This is a genomic window from Vibrio sp. Vb0937 (assembly GCF_033338855.1).
The window spans coordinates 1-1,177 of the sequence record NZ_JAWOTK010000331.1 but is presented as its reverse complement, the minus strand read 5'-3'; the positions used below and the strand labels follow the sequence as shown (position 1 = coordinate 1,177).

1 protein-coding gene is annotated in these 1,177 nt (G+C 47.6%); it reads left to right on the top strand.

The features are described 5' to 3' along the window. Positions 1 to 79 precede the first annotated feature (79 nt). On the top strand, positions 80 to 1,177 hold a 1,098-nt coding region (gene ppnN, locus R7P67_RS25485; RefSeq protein ID WP_318086407.1), incomplete at its 3' end, for a nucleotide 5'-monophosphate nucleosidase PpnN.

Below are 1,177 nucleotides of genomic sequence, written 5' to 3'. Positions count from 1 at the left end.
ATCTGAGTAAAACGACACGTACAACTAAGCAAGATGCGTTGGAACTATCCCTCAAAATAATGCAACACAAGGAGGCGTTATGATTACCCATATAAGCCCCGCTGGTAGCATGGACTTGCTATCCCAACTGGAAGTTGAACGCTTAAAGAAAACCGCTTCGAGTGATCTTTACCAGCTTTATCGTAACTGTACGTTAGCGGTATTGAACTCTGGTAGCCACACAGATAACTCCAAAGAGCTTCTCGATAAACACCAATCGTTTGATGTGAATGTAGTGCGCCGCGAGCGTGGCATTAAGCTAGAGCTGACCGACCCACCAGAGCATGCGTTTGTCGATGGAGAGATCATTAAAGGCATTCAAGAACACTTATTCTCTGTACTGCGTGACATCGTTTACGTGAACATGCACTTGGCTGACAGTCAGCGCCTCAATCTCACTAACCCAACGCATATTACCAACCTTGTGTTTGGTATTTTGCGTAACGCAGGCGCGCTCACTCCCGGTATTGAACCAAATCTCGTCGTCTGTTGGGGCGGCCATTCAATCAATGGCGTTGAATACCAATACACGCGCGAAGTGGGTAACGAGCTTGGCTTACGTGAACTTAATATCTGTACGGGTTGTGGACCAGGTGCGATGGAAGGCCCGATGAAAGGAGCGGCAATCGGTCACGCTAAACAGCGTTACACCGAGCAACGCTACCTTGGCTTGACGGAGCCTTCAATCATTGCCGCTGAGCCGCCAAATCCAATCGTTAACGAGCTGATCATCATGCCGGACATCGAAAAACGTTTAGAAGCGTTTGTTCGTATGGCACATGGTATTGTGATCTTCCCGGGTGGTCCGGGTACTGCTGAAGAGTTGCTGTACATTCTTGGTATCATGATGCATCCAGACAATGCTGATCAGCCGATGCCGATTGTGTTAACCGGACCAAAAGAGAGCGAAGAATACTTCCGTTCTATCGATGCGTTTATTCGCGATACCTTAGGTGAAGAAGGTCAAAAACACTACCAAATCGTCATTGATGATCCTGCCGAAGTTGCACGTATCATGAAGCGCTCGATGGAAGATGTACGCCTTCACCGTAAAGAAAAAGGCGATGCTTACAGCTTCAACTGGTCATTGAAAATCGAACCGGATTTCCAACTGCCATTTGACCCAACGCATACATCA